Source organism: Clostridium pacaense (genome assembly GCF_020709765.2).
GTDB lineage: Bacteria > Bacillota > Clostridia > Lachnospirales > Lachnospiraceae > Enterocloster > Enterocloster hominis.
Genome location: NZ_JAJFEB020000048.1, coordinates 1 through 2,058, shown reverse-complemented (window position 1 = coordinate 2,058; position 2,058 = coordinate 1). Strand labels below are relative to the sequence as shown.

Here is a 2,058-nt window from a genome sequence, read left to right as displayed (position 1 = left end):
CAGCGTAGAGAGTTGGAAGACTTTCATAACTATTTGTGCCGCCATCCGAAGGCGGCGGAATGGAGATTTATATGAAATCCGTAGGAATAATCGCACTTGACCTGGACGGTACTTTGCTGGACAGCCAGAAGCGCCTGTCTGAGCGTAATAAGGAAGCCCTGCTCAGATGTTCCGGCCTGGGAATCGAAATCGTCCCTACCACTGGAAGGGCGGTAGACGGCATCATGCCTGAAATCCGCAACCTGCCCGGTGTCCATTATGCCATCACGACCAACGGAGGGACGGTTGCCGACCTTGCAGGAGCCAAGTGCCTGACCAGATGCACGCTCTCCAATGAAAAAGCATTGGAAATACTGAATATCGTAAAAAAGTACAATGCCATGTACGATCCCTATATCGATGGAAGAGGTATCTCACAGCCGGAGTTCATTGACCATATGGCTGATTTTGGCCTTTCCGGTGTCATGCAGGACATGGTGCGGGCAACCAGGGATCTGGTGCCGGATGTAATACGCCATGTGGAGCAATGCAAAAGGGATGTTGAGAAGGTAAATATATACCTGGCTGATTTAAAGGACAGGGAGATACTCAGGGAAGAATTATCCTCAGTGGAAGGGATAATCATCAGCTCTTCCCTCTATAATAACCTGGAAATCAATGCCGAAGGCGCCACGAAGGGCAATGCACTTATGTGGCTGGCCAAACACCTTGGAATCAGCAGGGAGGACACCATGGCATTTGGCGATGGGGAGAACGATGTAACCATGCTCAAAGCCGCCGGAATCGGAATCGCTATGGGGAATGGCTTGGAGATAGCCAAAAATGCAGCTGACCAGGTAACCCTGACCAATGATGAGGATGGTGTTGCAGCAGCAATTGAGCGCCTGATATTAAACTGAAAATGAGACTGAAAGAAGCTTAACACATGATGATAGATAATTGGCTGTCCGTTGGGGCAGGTGTATTTCTGGTGGGCATGGTGCTCTACGGACATTACCGGGGGTTCCTGAAGCAGTGCGTATCCCTGGGAGCCCTGATCCTTACTATAGTTATAGTAAAAATGGCAACGCCCTATATGACTGGATTCATAAAAGATAATCCATCCATACGTCAAAGCGCGGCCAATGTCATATTGAACATATCAGGATGGGAGGAACCATCTCAGGAGGAAACCCAGCTTCCCTCATCCCAACGGCTTTTGATTGAGGGACTGAACCTGCCCCAGTCAGTAAAAGACGCATTACTGGAGAACAACAACAGTGAGATTTACAAAATGCTGGGCGTGGACCAGTTTGCAGAATACATCAGTATGTATCTGGCCGACATGCTCATCAATGCCATTGCGTCCATTGTACTGTTCCTGGCGGTCTATATATTGATACATCTGGTTGTCAGATGGCTGGACCTGATTGCCCGCCTTCCTATTTTGTATGGGCTGAACCATATAGCGGGGGCCCTCCTGGGACTGGCCCAGGGACTGCTCTTTCTGTGGGTGGCCGGATTTATCCTGAACCTGTTTTCAGCAACCCCTATGGGAAAAATGCTGGAGGAACAGGTGTATGCCAGTACATGGCTGACATTCCTATACCGATACAATCTGATAAACCTTATATTAGGAGGCATTGTGAAAGGAATCTTCTGATGAGAAATGATTAAGTTGTCCATATATTATGTTTAATTAAGACAAATAGCTGGGAAAAGTTGGGGACAACAGATTCCGGCTATTTTTTTAATAACCACAAAATATAGAAAAAATCAAAGAAAATAGGCATATTTAGTAGTTGTGAAATATCATGTAAAATTGTTTAAAAAAATGGTACAAATTCCCTTGACATATTGATTAAGTAGTGTTATATTATAGTTCCACCGCGAAAAAACGGCGGGGGAGCTTTCAAAAGAAAGTAAAAAAAGTTGTTGACAGAATATGGAAACTGTGATATGATATAAAAGTTGCAGTCGAGAAACATGACAACAGCAAAACAAAAAAGTTAAAAAAGTTGTTGACAAAAGCAAATGCTTATGATATACTATCAAAGTTGCTGCTGAGACAGACAACAG

Annotated in this window: 2 protein-coding genes; both read left to right on the top strand. The window is 45.1% G+C overall.

The genetic code is table 11. From position 1 onward, the window contains the following. Nucleotides 1-71 precede the first annotated feature (71 nt). Nucleotides 72-899, top strand: a complete 828-nt coding sequence (locus LK536_RS58365) for a Cof-type HAD-IIB family hydrolase (RefSeq protein WP_008726530.1) — start codon at nucleotides 72-74, stop codon at nucleotides 897-899. Between the two features lie 26 nt (nucleotides 900-925). Beyond that, nucleotides 926-1,642, top strand: a complete 717-nt coding sequence (locus LK536_RS58360) for a CvpA family protein (protein ID WP_008726529.1) — start codon at nucleotides 926-928, stop codon at nucleotides 1,640-1,642. The last annotated feature ends 416 nt before the right edge of the window (nucleotides 1,643-2,058 follow it).

Bases quoted from the DNA above. Each gene is read 5' to 3' on its own strand.
- LK536_RS58360 (WP_008726529.1), top strand. From the start codon at position 926: ATGATGATAGATAATTGGCTGTCCGTTGGGGCAGGTGTATTTCTGGTG.
- LK536_RS58365 (WP_008726530.1), top strand. From the start codon at position 72: ATGAAATCCGTAGGAATAATCGCACTTGACCTGGACGGTACTTTGCTG.